At 71.0% G+C, this 13,269-nt stretch carries 12 protein-coding genes; 5 read left to right on the top strand and 7 right to left on the bottom strand.

Annotated features, from left to right (window positions below; translation table 11 throughout):
* Positions 1 to 40 precede the first annotated feature (40 nt).
* The 5 genes from FSY98_RS05100 (at position 41) to FSY98_RS05080 (ending at position 5,906) form a co-directional block, all read left to right on the top strand.
* Positions 41 to 892: an ATP-binding cassette domain-containing protein gene (locus tag FSY98_RS05100; RefSeq protein ID WP_144874536.1), complete on the top strand. Its 852-nt coding sequence runs from the start codon at positions 41 to 43 to the stop codon at positions 890 to 892.
* A complete protein-coding gene (locus FSY98_RS05095; protein WP_144874534.1) occupies positions 889 to 1,932 on the top strand; it encodes an ABC transporter permease in 1,044 nt (347 codons plus the stop codon). The genes FSY98_RS05100 and FSY98_RS05095 overlap by 4 nt, the downstream gene beginning before the upstream one ends.
* 146 nt (positions 1,933 to 2,078) lie before the next feature.
* On the top strand, positions 2,079 to 3,095 hold the full coding sequence (locus FSY98_RS05090) for a substrate-binding domain-containing protein (RefSeq protein WP_144874532.1): 1,017 nt from the start codon (positions 2,079 to 2,081) through the stop codon (positions 3,093 to 3,095).
* A 43-nt stretch (positions 3,096 to 3,138) separates the two neighbouring features.
* Complete coding sequence (locus FSY98_RS16635) at positions 3,139 to 5,304, top strand: N,N-dimethylformamidase beta subunit family domain-containing protein (RefSeq protein WP_186307547.1); 2,166 nt, start codon at positions 3,139 to 3,141, stop codon at positions 5,302 to 5,304.
* A 308-nt stretch (positions 5,305 to 5,612) separates the two neighbouring features.
* Positions 5,613 to 5,906 carry a hypothetical protein gene (locus tag FSY98_RS05080; RefSeq protein WP_144874530.1) on the top strand — a complete coding sequence of 98 codons (294 nt, stop codon included), beginning with the start codon at positions 5,613 to 5,615 and terminating at the stop codon, positions 5,904 to 5,906.
* Between the two features lie 24 nt (positions 5,907 to 5,930).
* Here the strand turns inward: FSY98_RS05080 and FSY98_RS05075 are convergent, their stop codons facing one another.
* From FSY98_RS05075 to FSY98_RS05045, 7 genes are read right to left on the bottom strand one after another with little or no spacing between them, the layout of a single operon-like run.
* A complete protein-coding gene (locus FSY98_RS05075) occupies positions 5,931 to 6,950 on the bottom strand; it encodes a LacI family DNA-binding transcriptional regulator (RefSeq protein ID WP_144874528.1) in 1,020 nt (339 codons plus the stop codon).
* Between the two features lie 35 nt (positions 6,951 to 6,985).
* Positions 6,986 to 7,885, bottom strand: a complete 900-nt coding sequence (locus FSY98_RS05070) for a hypothetical protein (RefSeq protein WP_144874526.1) — start codon at positions 7,883 to 7,885, stop codon at positions 6,986 to 6,988.
* The gene (locus FSY98_RS05065; protein WP_144874523.1) at positions 7,882 to 9,171 is read right to left on the bottom strand and encodes a DUF4038 domain-containing protein; all 1,290 of its coding nucleotides are present in this window, start codon (positions 9,169 to 9,171) and stop codon (positions 7,882 to 7,884) included. The genes FSY98_RS05070 and FSY98_RS05065 overlap by 4 nt, the downstream gene beginning before the upstream one ends.
* Positions 9,172 to 9,215: 44 nt before the next feature.
* Complete coding sequence (locus FSY98_RS05060; protein WP_260857286.1) at positions 9,216 to 10,484, bottom strand: enolase C-terminal domain-like protein; 1,269 nt, start codon at positions 10,482 to 10,484, stop codon at positions 9,216 to 9,218.
* Between the two features lie 16 nt (positions 10,485 to 10,500).
* The gene (locus FSY98_RS05055) at positions 10,501 to 11,397 is read right to left on the bottom strand and encodes an NAD(P)-dependent oxidoreductase (protein WP_144874521.1); all 897 of its coding nucleotides are present in this window, start codon (positions 11,395 to 11,397) and stop codon (positions 10,501 to 10,503) included.
* The gene (locus FSY98_RS05050; RefSeq protein ID WP_144874519.1) at positions 11,394 to 12,317 is read right to left on the bottom strand and encodes a carbohydrate ABC transporter permease; all 924 of its coding nucleotides are present in this window, start codon (positions 12,315 to 12,317) and stop codon (positions 11,394 to 11,396) included. Before FSY98_RS05050 ends, FSY98_RS05055 begins: the two co-directional genes overlap by 4 nt.
* Positions 12,317 to 13,246 carry a carbohydrate ABC transporter permease gene (locus FSY98_RS05045; protein WP_144874517.1) on the bottom strand — a complete coding sequence of 310 codons (930 nt, stop codon included), beginning with the start codon at positions 13,244 to 13,246 and terminating at the stop codon, positions 12,317 to 12,319. Before FSY98_RS05045 ends, FSY98_RS05050 begins: the two co-directional genes overlap by 1 nt.
* Positions 13,247 to 13,269 lie beyond the last annotated feature (23 nt).

The following is a 13,269-nucleotide window of genomic DNA, read 5'->3' as shown; positions in this document are numbered from 1 at the left end:
CCGGCCGTCCCCCCCCACGGCCAGGAAGGAAGCACCCCCGATGAACTCCGATCTCCGCAGCAGCGCCGGCGGGGCGACTCTCACGCCCCCCGGCGACACCGCCCTGAGCACCCGCGGCATCCGCGTCTCGTACGGACACGTCCATGCCCTGCGCGGGGCCGACTTCGACTGCCGCCCCGGCGAGGTCACCGCCCTCATCGGCGATAACGGCGCCGGCAAGTCGACCCTCGTCAAGGTGCTCTCGGGTGCCCTGACCCCCGACGACGGGCAGGTCTTCGTCGGCGGCGCGCCGTTCCGCGCATCGGGTCCGACCGACGCGCAGGCCGCCGGGATCGAGACCGTGTGGCAGGACCTCGCCCTCGCGCCCGACATGGGGCCGGTGGCCAACATGTTCCTCGGTCGAGAGACCCGGCGGAAGGGGATCCTCGGCGCGCTCGGGTTCCTCGACAACCGCTCCATGGCGGCCACGGCGCAGCGCGAGTTCGCACAGCTCGGTGTCACGGCCGACCCGCGCCGCGGTTCGGTCAGCGACATGTCGGGTGGTCAGCGTCAGGGCGTGGCCGTGGCGCGGGCCGTGAGCTGGGCGCGCACGGTCGTGCTGCTCGACGAGCCGACCGCGGCGCTGGGGGTCGTCCAGACCAAGGGCGTGCTCGACATGGTGCGGCGCGTCGCCGACCGCGGTCTCGCGGTCGTGCTCATCAGCCACAACATGTCCGACGTGCTCAGCGTCGCCGATCGCATCGAGGTGCTGCGCCTCGGCCAGCGCGTCGCCAGCTACACCCGCCAGGAAGCGAGCCTCGAACTGCTCGTCTCGACGATGACGGGTGGCGGCGCCTCGGCCGCACCGTCCATCGACAGCATCGACAGCACCGACACCGGAGGAGAACGATGACCTCGCTCGACACCCTGGGCGCCCCCGTCGCGGCACCCGACGCGCCCACCTGGCGCGAACGCATCGACCGCGCGTGGCAGCATCCGCTGTTCGTCGTGACGTGCGCGCTGATCCTGCTGATCGTGATCTTCGCCATCATCAACGGCCAGCCGTTCCTCGGCGCGGCGAACGTGCGCAACATGTTCCTCGCCGGCTCCATCATGCTGATCCTCGCGGTCGGGGTGACCTACGTCATCATCACGGCGGGCTTCGATCTGTCCGTCGGATCCGTGCTCGTCTTCTCGGGCGTCGTCAGCATGATCGTGATGCAACGCGTCGGCGGAGACGGCTGGGGCACCGCCCTGCTGGGCCTCGCCGTCGCGATCGCGAGCGGTCTGCTGCTCGGCTGGATCAACGGTCTGCTCGTCGCCTACGCCGACCTGAACCCGATCATCGTGACGCTCGGCATGTTCGGCGCCGCGCTCGGTCTCGCCCAGGTTTTCACCGGCGGGCAGGACCTCAGCGGGATGCCCGCCGCCATGTCGCAGTTCGGCGTCGGTCGTCTCGTCGGCATCCCCTGGGTCGTCGTCATCGCGGCGATCGTCGCGATCATCGCCGCCATCGCCCTGCAGGCGACGGTCTTCGGGCGCCACACCTATGCGATCGGCTCGAACAAGGAGGCCGCGGTGCGCGCCGGCATCCCGGTCCGTAGACACCTCGCGGTGATCTACGGACTCTCCGGACTGCTCGCGGGTCTCGCCGGCTGGCTCTCGCTCTCGGTGTACGGCACGACCAACATCTCGGGCCACTCCCTCGATGCGCTCACCGCGGCCACGGCCGCCATCCTCGGCGGCGCGAGCCTGTTCGGCGGTGTCGGAACGATCGCCGGCACGGCGCTCGGAAACGCCATCCCCGTCGTCCTCGCGAGCGGTCTCGTCATCGCCGGTCTGCAGAGCTTCTGGCAGCAGGTCGTCACCGGCGCCGTGCTGATCGGGGCGCTGTACCTCGACCGCCTCCGTCGGCTGCGCAGCCTGCGCCGTTCGAGCTCCGCCTCGCGCTGACGCACACCCGCACGACACCCGAAGCACGCCCGCACGACACCCGAAGCACGCCCGCACGACATCCGAAGCACGCCCGCACGACACCCGAAGCACACCCGCACGACACCTTCCTTTCGCACGCCTTCGTCCCGAAACCGGAGTCCCTCATGAACGCCACCTCCTTCCGTCGTCCCCGTCGCGTGATGCTCGCGCTGGCGGCCACTGCGCTGTTCGTCGTACCTCTCGCCGCCTGTTCCTCCGACGACCCGGAGGCCGGGGGTGACGGCGGCGACGCCGTCACTGGTGCCTCCATCGCCATCGCCGGTCCGCAGTCCGGAGACCCCTACTACGTGCAGGTCGCCTGCGGCGCGCAGGCCGCGGGCAAGAAGCTGGGCATGGAGGTGGGCGAGCTGCAGGCACCGCAGAACCAGAACCAGGCGCAGCTCACCACCATCGTCCAGAACGTCCTCACGAGTGCTCCGGACGCTCTCATCTACACCCCGGCGGACCCGGTAGCCGGTGGCATCCCGATCCAGACCGCACGGGAAGACGGCGTGACCGTCATCGACGTCGACGCGCAGCTCGACGACGAGAACCTCTACGACTCGTTCGTGGCCTCCAACCACTACGAGGGTGCCAAGGAGATCACCGCCTACCTGGCCGACCTGATCGGCGGAGAGGGACAGATAGCCGCGATCGGCTCGCTCGCGACCAACCCGATCACCCAGGCCCGCATCAAGGGCTTCGAGGATGCGCTGAAGGACTACCCCGACATCGAAGTCGTCTCGATCTCGTACCCCGAGATCTCCGCCGACGTCATCCAGGCGAACGCGGCGTCGACGCTCGTGAAGTACCCCGACCTCAAGGCCATCTACACGACGAACTACCTCAACTCGACGGGTGCGGCCGTGGCGCTGCGCAACGCGGGCGTGGTCGGCGACGTGAAGATGGTGAGCTGGGATGCCGGAGCGGCCAACGTCGAGCTGCTGCAGGAGGGTGTGCTGCAGGCCACCGTCGCACAGCAGCCCTACGCGATGGGCGAGCTGGCGATCGAGCAGATCGCGAACCAGCTGAACGGCGACGAGGTCGAGAAGACCGTCGACGCGCCCGTCGAGATCCTCACGAGCGAGGACGTCGACAGCCCCGAGGGGCAGAAGCTCTGGTACAAGACCGAGTGCAACTGAGCCCGATCCGCCCGACCCGCCGACCCCTCCCCAGGACGCCATCATGACCCTCACCGGATACCTCTCCACCCTCTCCGCGACACCGGGGGAGGTGGTCGACCTGATGGTCAGCGCGAGCGCTCCCGAGGTGGAGGTCGGCCTGGTGCGGCTGCGCCACGGCGATGACAACCCCGAGGGGCCGGGCCGCCGCATCCTGCCCGTCGAGTCGTTCGAGAGGCAGACGGTGGCCGGTGTCGAGCGCGACGTGCACCTGGGGTCGTGCGTCGTGGTGCCCAGCATCGGGGTGCAGGCGTCGGGCGGCCTCGACGTCTCGGTGCTCGTCCAGCCGACGACGCCCGCGGCAGGCCGTGAGCAGGGCATCGTCTCCCTGCTCACGGCCGACGGCTCGGCCGGTCTCTCCCTCCTCATCGACCCGACCGGCGCCCTCGCCCTGCGGGCGGGCGACACCACGGTGTCGACCCTCGTCGTGGCCTGGCGCGCCGAGAGCTGGTACCGCATCGAGGTGCATCTCTCCCGCGACGACAGGGCGGTGCTGCGCTGCACCGAGCTGCGACGTCGGCGCGAGGTCTGGTCGGAATCCACTGCCGAGGCCGTCGTCTCCTCGGTGATCGTCGAGTCGGCCGTGATCGCCGCGGTCGACTGCGGCCTGCGGGGCGGGCAGTGGACGCCCGATCGTGTGTTCAACGGCAAGATCGAGAATCCGCGCATCCACCGCACCGACGCCGACGGGTCGAGGGTCTTCATCGCGGACTGGCGGTTCGAGAGGGAGATCGGCAGCGCTCGCAGCATCGACGTCTCGGGGCACGAGCGGCACGGCCTGGTGCTGAACGCCCCGCTCCGCGCCGCGACCGGTGCCCTCTGGGTGCACGAGGAGGTCGATTTCACCAAGGTCCCCGACCAGTACGGGGCGATCCACTTCCACGACGACGATCTCGACGACGCGGGATGGCCGCCCAGCCTCACCTTCGCGGTGCCGCACGACCTCGAGTCCGGGGTGTACGCGGTGGAGCTCCGCGCCGACGGTGTCGTCGACCACGTCCCGTTCGTCGTCCGCCCCGGCGACGGCGCGCCCCGCGCGCGCATCGCCGTGCTGCTGCCCACCTTCACCTACATCGCCTACGCGAACGAGCGCATGGTCACCCGGCTCGACTTCGAGGGCGATCAGATGAGCGACCACCCGATCCACCCCGGGCATCGCGACATCGAGCTCGCCCAGCATCCCGAGTGGGGACTAAGCATGTACGACGTGCACTCGGACGGCAGCACCTGCTCGTACTCGACGCATCTGCGTCCGATCCCCAACCTGCGGCCCGACTACCGCGCCTGGCTGCAGGACGCCCCTCGCCATCTCAGCGCCGACCTCTACCTCGTCGACTGGCTCATGGAGAAGGGGTACGGGTTCGACGTCATCACCGACCACGACCTGCACCGCGACGGGGCGCCACTGCTCGCCGACTACGCCGTCGTCATCACCGGCAGCCACCCGGAGTACGTGAGTGCGCGGATGCTCGATGCGTTCGACGCGCACGCCGAGCAGGGGGGCTCCCTGATGTACCTCGGCGGCAACGGCTTCTACTGGGTCACGAGTCAGGATGCCGAGCGGCCGCACCTGCTCGAGATCCGTCGCGGCCCGGTCGGCACCCGCCCATCGGAAGGGGCGCCGGGGCAGGGATTCCACAGCACCACCGGTGAGGCGGGCGGGATGTGGCGTCAGCGGGGCCGCTGGCCCAATGCGCTCACGGGCATCGGCATGACAGCGCAGGGGTGGGATTCCCGCGCGCCCGGATTCCGTCGGTCCACCGACCTTCCTCGCGAGCTCGCCTTCGTGTTCGAGGGAGTGACGGACGAGATCATCGGCGACTTCGGTCTCATCATGAACGGCTCCTCCGGCGATGAGATCGACCGCTTCGATCCCGACCGCGGCAGCCCGCGGGAGACAGTCGTGCTCGCGTCCTCCACGGGGCACAGCGACTTCTATCTGCTCGCCGGCGAAGACGTGATGGCCTCCCGCGCCGGGCTCGGCGGCTCGGAGTGCGCCGACGTGCGCTCCGACATGACCTGGCTCGAGAGGCCAGGCGGTGGCGCCGCGTTCAGCGTCGGATCCATCTGCTTCACCGGAGCGCTGTCGCACCACCGCTATGAGAACAACATCTCCACCGTCATCGGAAACGTGCTCGCCGAGCTGCTGCGTCGCCCCTCGGCGCGGTGACAGCCCCGGGCCCTTGACGCCGTCGTGACAGGTCGGCGATCTCGCCGCACGCTTGTGTCCCCGGCGGGTCTGGGGAACCGCGCCGGGGACGCGGACCGGCATCGCTGGGGACTCCGCCGGCCCGTGGTCGGAGATTCACGACCACTTCCGACGCTATCCGGCTGACTCATTCCCGCAAAAGGGTTGCAATCTGACGATTGAACAGATATTCAACCTATATAGCGCCTCCGACGCGGTGCTACGGAGGGCTCCGGCGCGCCAGCGCGGCCACGCCCGCGAGGCCGCGCACCGCGCGGTACTGTTCGATCATGGGAAAGCTCGAGTACAACAGTTCGCGCCCTGCGATCGAGATCGACGACGATCTCCTGGCGCACGTGAAGATCGTGATCTCGACCAAACTGCGTCGCCAGGAGAGCTTCATGATGACGTGGCCCGGCGGGAGCCGCCGGGTGGGTGCGATGTCGGCGTGGATCCATCCGAGCATCCCCATGGTGATGGAGTTCGACGAGAGCCCGGCGCCGAAGGTCGACCCCCGGCGTGTCGAGCGGATGATGGGCCGGCTCAACGCCCGCGGCGAGCTGGTCCTCGACGAGCTGGAGTGACCGCGCGTTCCTGCGTCGTGCCGCTCAGGAACGCGGGCCGACCGACGACTCGCCCTCGATGAGGATGCCGTCGACCCGGTGCACTCCCGGCTCGTAGGTGTCGCCCTCGATGGCGTCGGCGAGGTACTGGGCCGCGCGCTCGCCCACCGAGCCGAGCAGCGGGTCGATCGTCGTGAGCGTGCGGTCGTGCTGGTCCATGAGCCCGGCGAGGTTGTCGAATCCGACGACGGCGACGTCGGCGGGGATGCGGAGCCCCGCCTGGCGGAACACCTCGGACGCCGCCATCGCGATCGTGTCGTTGCCGCAGAACACCGCGTCGAACTCGAGCCCCGATGCGACCAGCTCCTCGGCGGCCCGGCGGCCCCACGACCGCGACCAGTCGCCGTGGAACCCGGCGCCGCCGACGAGTTCGAGACCCTCCGCCGCGAGCACCGCAGTCAGCCCCTCGGCGCGTTCCTTGGCCGAATGGTCGTCGAGCGAGGCGCCGATGTGGGCGATCCGGCGTCGTCCGAGGCCGAGCAGGTGGCGTCCCGCGAGCTCGCCGGCGATCTGACCGTTGTGCACGAACGACACGTCGTCCGGGTCGTCGGAGAACCCGTAGGCGTAGACCACCGGCACCGTGAACCCGGCGGTCACCGAGCGCATCGCGGTGCCGCTGCCGTCGCCGACGACCAGCAATCCGTCGACCTTGCGCGCCCGGAACTTGCGCACCGTCGCGGCGACGACGGCACGGTCGAGCCGTGAGTCCGCCACGAGCACCGACAGATCGCGCGCACCCAGCGCCGTCGTCGCGGCGGTGAGCACCGGCATCGTGAACGCGCCGGGTGCGTTCAGGGTCAGCACGCCGATCGTGGCGCTGCGCCCCTGCGCGAGGAACTGGCCGAGCGCGTTGGGCTCGTAGTCCAGGCGCGCGGCCGCTTCGAGGATGCGCTCGCGAGTGGCGTCGGACGCCTTGCCCCCGCCCCGCAGCACCTTCGACGCGGTCGAGACGGAGACTCCCGCGATGGCGGCCACGTCCTTGAGGGAAATCGCTTTCTTTGACATCGCAGAACGATTGTAGCGATCCGGCGCCGTGACGCTCACCCGCGTGGCCGGATCTCCCACGTCAGGCGGGTGCGGCGCTCGCCGCGACCGGGCACCGTCACCGACCCGGAGCCGAGGGTCGCCGTGCCGTACGGGTCGGACGCAGGCTCGATGCCCACTGCGTCGACCGCGCCCCACCACGGGAACCCCTCGGATCCGCGGCGCTCCTGCCAGACGTACACGCGGGGGAGCAGAGCGGCATCCCACGTCATCGTCACGTCGAGCCCGGTCGACGCCGACCTGATCGCGACCCGTCCGGAAGCCGTGGCGAGATCGGCGAACCGCGACCCGGGCGCCGCGACGATGTCGACCGCGATCGGCGCGTCCGCCCCGTCGTCGAGCTCGACATCGGCGTCATCGAACAGGGCGCCGGCGAGCGCCGGATGCTCGACCCAGACGATCCTCTGGGCGGTGGCGCTCTCGTTGCGCACCACGGTGTCGACGAACACGTGCTCCTGCGCGACCGAGACCGTGCGGGTGATCCGCAGCGGTGCCGTGCGGAGCAGCACCTCGGTGACGATCGCGGCGTCTCCATCGACGCGGACGCGCCACGAACGCCAGGCCGCCTCGCCGTGGAACGGCTGGTCGACCGCCGCCTCGGGTGCAGGGTCGCCCGCCGCCGGGGTCAGCAGATGCCAGCCGCCCGGATACCGCCGGTGCCATTCGGCGCTGCTCGACGGCATCCGCCATGCGTCGTCGACTCCGCCGAGCCCCTCGTCGGCCCAGGGGGTGCGGGCGAGCAGCTCGACGCCGTGCGCCTCGATCGACGAGATCGCCCCGCCGGCTCTCGCCACCGCCACGCGGATGCCGTGCGCGGCGACCACCGCGTCATCGGTCGTCACCACGTCGTCGGTCGTCACCACGTCGTCGGTCGTCACCACGTCGTCGGTCGTCACCGCGTCCCCGCATCGAGGTCGATCACGAACAGCGCGTCGCCGGTGAACTCGGTCTGCTCCAGGCGGATGCCGGAGACGCCGTCGTGCGCGATCGGCGTCCACTGCGCGGCGTCCGGCCGCCGGGCGTCGAGGTCGTACACGCGCACCTCCTCGACCGCGGCGGGGTCCAGTCGCAGGGTGAGTGCGAAGGCGTCGGGCGCGTAGACGGCGACGCGGTCGCTCGTCCGCCCCACGACCGCGCCGGACGGCTCGTCGACGAGCAGCGCGGCGGCCTCGTCGAGGTCGAGCAGCCCCTCGTCTTCGACGATCCGGCGCAGGAACCCGACGTCGTCGGCGCCGGGGAACTCCATCGCGACGGAGAACGGGAACGGCAGACCGTGCACGTTCTCGGCGGTGAACCCGGTGCCGCGACGGTGCCAGCTCCACACGCCGTGCGCGCCGTACCCGAGCCCGGCGGCCGCCCCGGCGACGACGCCGGTCCAGCTCGCCCGTCGCACATCGGCGCGCGAGTGCCGCGCCCGACCGGCGAAGCGGCCGAGTCCCTCGTAGCAGGGCTCGAGGTTCACGATCGGCCGTGGCACCGACAGTGCCGCGTAGTGGCGCACGAGGTCGCGCGGCAGCGTGTCCCAGTCCTGGTTGTGCCCCGGCTGGAGCCCGTGCAGATCGAGCAGCTCGCCGTCGGCGATGGCCTCCGGCATCCGGGCGGTGGGCGTGCTGTGCCATGTGACGAGCGCGTCGGGGGCGAGGCGGCGCACCTCGGCCGCCGCGAGCGAATAGCGGTCGAGCGCCGTCTCCGAATCCAGGTCGTCGTCGCCCGACACGATCCAGATCGGGTCGAACCGGCCGAAGCGCTCGACGGAGCCTCGCACGTGGTCGAGGGTCTGCTGCTCGTCGAGCACGAGCTCGGGGGTGAGCCCTGCGCCCCACGTCGCCGGCACGAAGTTGTTCCACAGCAGCACGAGCAGGGGTGTGAAGCCGTACGCGACGGCCTCGTCCAGCATCCGCTCCGCTCGCGGCCAGTACTCCGCGTCGCCGCCGTCGAGGTCGAGGCGACCGTCGCGCACGACGTAGGGCGAGAGCCCGCCCTCGGAGCGGTCGTGCTCGATCGGCAGCACGCTGATGAGCAGACCGGTGAACCCCTGGCGACGGCGCCGGACGAGGTAGTCGGTCCATTCCTCGTCGGTGGGGCCGCTGAAGGCCGCCCACGTCGTGTCGGCGAGGAGGAAGGCGGGGGCTCCGTCGCGGAGCAGGGAGCGCCGGGAAGGCGCGAGAGACCACGTGGGCATGCGGATGCTTTCGAGAGGGGTGAGCGGGGAAGGCGCGGGGATGGTCAGGGGGCGATGAGGGCGCCGTCGGTGGAGCGGACGCCGGCCGCCCAGCCGTCGTGCCCCGAGAGGCCGGCGGGGTAGCGCGCGGCGGCGCGCTCGTCGAGGTCGACGCCCCAGCCGGGTGCGTCGCTGGGGGTCAGCCAGCCGTTCTCGATGTCGAGCATGCCCGGGAAGACCTCGTGACTCGCCGCGTTGTACACGTGGCCCTCCTGCACGCCGAAGGCGGGGGACGAGACGTCGAGTGCGACCGCCGCGGCCACCGCGAAGGGCGAGGCGTCGCCGGGCGAGTGCCACGCGGTGCGGACCCCCTCGATGTCGGCGAGCACGGCCAGTCGCCGAGCGGCGCTGAGCCCGCCGACGTCCGAGATGTGCGCGCGCAGATAGTCGACGGCGTGGGTCCGGACGAGCCGAGCGGCGTCGGTGAACGACGTCGCCAGCTCGCCGACGGCCAGCGGCACCGACGAGACGGCCGCCACCTCGGGGAGGCGGTCCCAGTGCTCGGGGGCGAGCACGTCCTCGATGAAGAACGGGCGATACGGCTCGAGGTCGCGCAGCAGCGCGATGGCCTGCCGCGGCGAGAGGCGGGAGTGCACGTCGTGCAGCAGCTCGACGTCTTCGCCGAGCAGCTCGCGCATCCGGGCGAAGAGCTCTGGCGTGCGGCGCAGGTACTCCGAGACGCGCCATCCCTGCGGGTTCCGCGCCCAGTCGTACAGGCCGGGGGCCGGCGGCGCCCCGTAGTGACCGATCCCCAGCTGACCGGTCTGCACGCGGATATGCCGCAGACCCGCCGCTCGCAGCTCCTCCGCGTGCGCGGCCGTGGCGTCGGCATCCGCGCCCTCCGCGTGCAGGTACACCTCGGCCGCCGCGCGGACCCGGCCGCCGAGCAGCTCGTACACGGGCATGCCCGCGCGCTTGCCCGCGATATCCCACAGCGCCATGTCGACACCGGAGAGGGCGTTGTTGCCCACAGGCCCCTCGCGCCAGTACGCCGAGAACCGGATGAGCCGCGTGAGGTCCTCGATGTCGCCGGGATAGCGGCCGACCAGCAGCGGACGGATGTGGTCGAGGTAGGCGACCACCGCCTGCCAGCGCTGCGTGAACGTGGCGCAGCCGAGGCCGTACAGCCCGTCGTCGCTGGTGAGCACCTTCACGACGACGAGCGGGATGCCCTCGGGCGCCGTGACGACGGCCTGCACGTCGGTGATGCGCACGTCGTCGCGAGCCGCCCACGGTTGGGCGAAGGTGGCGGGAGGCAGGGGGGCGTCGGTCACTGGGTGTTCCTCGTGGTCACTGGGTGTTCCTCGTGGGGGAGTGGGTCGGTGAGGTCAGCGGGCCGCTCGCGGTGCCGTCGTGGATCGACTCGGCCGGCCGGAAGCCGAGCACGGTCGCGGCGACGCTCGCATCCACGAGCGGGGAGGACCCGTCCACGGGGGAGTCCGTGGGGATGCCGGGGGCGTACCGCGCGAGCAGTGCGCTCGTCGCCCCACCGAGCAGGGTGTCGTCGGCGCTGAGCCCCGCGACGAGGACGCCGCTGGTCGTCGCCTCGATCGCCACGCGCACCGCCCGAGCGGCATCAGCCATGGTCAGGTACGCCCAGCCCTCGCGGGCCATCGACGCCGGATCGGCTGCCACCTCGGCCGCCGCGCGCCGCAGCACCTCCGGCCACTTGACGAGCGGGAATCGCAGTGCGACGACGTCGATGCCGTAGCGGCGATGCGCGTAGCGGGCTGTGTGCTCGTCGAGCCCCTTCGACAGCGAGTACGCGTCGGCGACGTCGGTCGGCGTGTCCTCGCGCAGCGGGAACGAGGGCGGGAACGCGCGATGCGGGTTGTTCGGGTAGCCGAGCGCGTTGATGCTGCTCGCGATCACGGCACGACGGATGCCGCGGCTGCCCGCCTGCTCCAGCACGTTGAACGTCGAGTCGGTGTTGACCCGGAACACCTCGTACGGGGTGCCGAGGGTCGGGTGCGGGATCGCGGCGAAGTGCGCCACGGCATCCACCCCATCGAGCGCTGCGGCGACGTCGTCGACCGAGGTCGTGTCGCCGACGAGCACGCGGTCGGCCGGGTGGTCGGAGCCGTACGAGAGCGAGAGGGCCGTGACGTCATATCCGGCGCGGAGGAGCTCGGCGCTCGCGGCCCGGCCGATCTCGCCGTCGGCGCCGGTGACGAGGACGCGGGTCATCCCTTCACCCCTCCGGCCATGCTCGCGCCGCGCAGGAACTGCCGCTGGAACACGAGGAACAGCACGACGGGGATGATGAGCGACAGGAACAGCGCCGCCATCTGCACGCTCAGCTCGGTCTGTGCAGCGAGACGCGGCAGCGCCACCGAGACGGGCTGCAGATCGGGGTCGGGGAGCACGAGCAGCGGCCAGAGGTAGTCCTTCCAGGAGGCCACCACCGACAGCAGCGCGACGACCCCGAGGATCGGCTTCGACAGCGGCAGCACGATGCTCCACAGGATGCGGAGGGCGCCGGCGCCGTCGATGCGCGCGGCGTCGTAGAGATCGGCGGGGATCGACTCGAGGAAGCGGGCGATGATGAGCACGTTGAACGCGGTGGCCGCGGCGGGGAGCCAGATCGCCCAGGGGGTGTTCAGCAGCGACACCCCCAGCACGGGCAGCTTCTGCACCGTGAGGTACAGCGGCACGAGCGCGACGATGCCCGGGACGAACAGCGTGGCGAGGATGGCTCCGGAGAGCAGCTTGCCCCACTTCGGCCGCAGCACCGTGATGACGAACGCGGCCGTGGTCGACACGATGAGGGTGGCGACGGTCGCGCCGAGGGCGAGCACGGCGGTGTTGAGCAGGTAGTGACCGATCCGGCCGCGCTCCCACGCGATGCCGATGTTCTCCCACTGCACGACGCCGCTCGTGAAGAACGCGAACGGTTCGCGGATGAGGTCCTGCGTCGGCGACACCGCGGCGAGGGCGAGCCACACGAGCGGTCCGAGTCCGGCCACGAGCAGGGCGACGAGCACGAGCGTCTGCACGATCGCGAGCGTCACGCGCACCACGGGGCGGCGGCGGTCGGAGTCGGAGATGTTGGTGCGGGGCGCCGGAGCGGCGTCCGCGAGGCGACGGGGGCGGGCGACGGTGCTCATCAGGCGCTCCAACGGCGGGTCAGGCGGGCGTAGAGGAAGGCGAAGACGCAGAGCACGGCGGCGAGCAGCACGCTCAACGCGGTGGCGGCGCCGTAGTCGACCCGCACGAAGGCGTAGTCGTAGATCGTCATGAGCAGCGTCTTGGTGGAGCCCAGCGGTCCGCCGCCGGTGAAGAGGAACGGCTCGGTGAAGATCTGCATGGTGCCGATGACCTGCAGCAGCAGCATCGTGCCGATGATGCCGCGCATCTGCGGCAGGGCGACGTGCCAGACGCGGCTCCAGATTCCGGCGCCGTCGAGCTCGGCGGCCTCATACAGCTCGGTGGGGATGCTGGTGAGCGCGGCGATGTAGATGATGACAGCGGTGCCGGCGCCGGCCCAGGTGGTCTCGAGCACGATCGACGGCATCGCGAATGCGGGCGAGGTGAGCCACGGCACGGGTCCGATGCCGATCGCGCCGAGGATCGTGTTGAACACGCCGTCGGTCGAGGGGTCGTAGAAGAACTTCCAGAGCAGGATCGCGACGACCGGGGGCACCATGACGGGCAGGTAGGCGAGGGCGCTGAAGTACCAGCGGTGCCCGCGGAGCTCGGCGATGAGCACGGCGAGGGCGAGCGGTACGGGGAAGCCGAACACGATCGCGAGGAGCGTGTAGTAGAGCGTGTTGAGCGCGGCCTGGGGGAGCTGGGGGTCGGAGAGCACGTAGGCGAAGTTCTCGATGCCCACCCACTGCGCGTCCTGACCGGGGGTGACGGTCTGCACGCTCATCACGAGCGACGAGACGATAGGGCCCCACGAGAAGTACAGGTAGACGAGTATCGCGGGGGCGGCGATCGCGAGGGCGACGAGGCCAGGGCGCAGGCGGCGCCAGCGACGGGTGGTCGCGGTCGGCGCGGAGCCGGCACGGCCCTGGGAGCTGTTCTGGAACATCGGTTCTCCGGGAGGGGAGGGAT

Source organism: Microbacterium sp. 1.5R, from assembly GCF_007667425.1.
Lineage (GTDB): Bacteria > Actinomycetota > Actinomycetes > Actinomycetales > Microbacteriaceae > Microbacterium.
The sequence above is the reverse complement of the archived record's forward strand: the minus strand, read 5'-3'. Positions and strand labels throughout refer to the sequence as shown.

What these genes read in the sequence shown, in the direction of transcription:
- FSY98_RS05075 (WP_144874528.1), bottom strand. Translation starts at nt 6,950, where the DNA reads ATGTCAAAGAAAGCGATTTCCCTCAAGGACGTGGCCGCCATCGCGGGA.
- FSY98_RS05090 (WP_144874532.1), top strand. Translation starts at nt 2,079, where the DNA reads ATGAACGCCACCTCCTTCCGTCGTCCCCGTCGCGTGATGCTCGCGCTG.
- FSY98_RS05065 (WP_144874523.1), bottom strand. Translation starts at nt 9,171, where the DNA reads ATGCCCACGTGGTCTCTCGCGCCTTCCCGGCGCTCCCTGCTCCGCGAC.
- FSY98_RS05055 (WP_144874521.1), bottom strand. Translation starts at nt 11,397, where the DNA reads ATGACCCGCGTCCTCGTCACCGGCGCCGACGGCGAGATCGGCCGGGCC.
- FSY98_RS05080 (WP_144874530.1), top strand. Translation starts at nt 5,613, where the DNA reads ATGGGAAAGCTCGAGTACAACAGTTCGCGCCCTGCGATCGAGATCGAC.
- FSY98_RS16635 (WP_186307547.1), top strand. Translation starts at nt 3,139, where the DNA reads ATGACCCTCACCGGATACCTCTCCACCCTCTCCGCGACACCGGGGGAG.
- FSY98_RS05050 (WP_144874519.1), bottom strand. Translation starts at nt 12,317, where the DNA reads ATGAGCACCGTCGCCCGCCCCCGTCGCCTCGCGGACGCCGCTCCGGCG.
- FSY98_RS05095 (WP_144874534.1), top strand. Translation starts at nt 889, where the DNA reads ATGACCTCGCTCGACACCCTGGGCGCCCCCGTCGCGGCACCCGACGCG.
- FSY98_RS05045 (WP_144874517.1), bottom strand. Translation starts at nt 13,246, where the DNA reads ATGTTCCAGAACAGCTCCCAGGGCCGTGCCGGCTCCGCGCCGACCGCG.
- FSY98_RS05100 (WP_144874536.1), top strand. Translation starts at nt 41, where the DNA reads ATGAACTCCGATCTCCGCAGCAGCGCCGGCGGGGCGACTCTCACGCCC.